Consider the following 689-nt stretch of genomic DNA (forward strand, 5'->3'; position numbering starts at 1 on the left):
TGAACCGCGCCGGGTTTGTCGGAGGCTCCAACTCCTGAGAAGGTGGAGCCTGTATGAGCAAGACAACGAACAAGTATGCGCCGGAAGTCCGCGAGCGGGCGGTGCGGATGGTGGTCGATCACGAGCGCGATTATCCGTCTCGCTGGGCGGCGGTGGTGTCGATCGCGGAGAAGATCGGCTGCGCTCCGCAGACGCTGCATGAGTGGGTGAAGAAGGCCGAGGTGGACAGCGGTCGGCGTGCAGGTGTGCCAAGCGATGTCGCCGCGCAGATGAAGGCGCTGGAGCGCGAGAACCGCGAGTTGCGGCAGGCCAACGAGATTCTGCGCAAGGCGTCTGCGTATTTTGCTCAGGCGGAGCTCGACCGCCCGTTCAAGCGATGATCGCGTTCATTGACGACCAGCGCGCCATCCATGGGGTCGAGCCGATCTGCAAGGTTCTGCCGATCGCCCCATCGACCTACCATGCGCATGTCGCGAAGCGGCAGGATCCATTGCGCCTGTCGGCGCGGGCGCGGCGCGATGTGGTGCTCCGGATCGAGGTGCGGCGCGTGTTCGAGGCCAACTTTCGCGTCTACGGTGTCCGTAAGGTTTGGCGGCAACTGCGGCGCGAGGGGTTCGACGTTGCCCGCTGCACCGTTGCCCGGCTGATGCGGGCGATGGGCCTGGCGGGTGTGATCCGTGGCAAGCCGG

General features: G+C 65.6%; 1 pseudogene and 1 other annotated feature. The pseudogene reads left to right on the forward strand.

Annotated features, from left to right (window positions below):
• Nucleotides 1-53: 53 nt before the first annotated feature.
• Nucleotides 54-689: pseudogene (locus ET21_RS27375) on the forward strand (IS3 family transposase); the annotation flags it as partial.
• Nucleotides 335-451, forward strand: a sequence feature (AL1L pseudoknot). It overlaps the preceding pseudogene by 117 nt.

Source organism: Sphingobium sp. DC-2 (assembly GCF_000722555.1).
GTDB lineage: Bacteria > Pseudomonadota > Alphaproteobacteria > Sphingomonadales > Sphingomonadaceae > Sphingobium > Sphingobium quisquiliarum.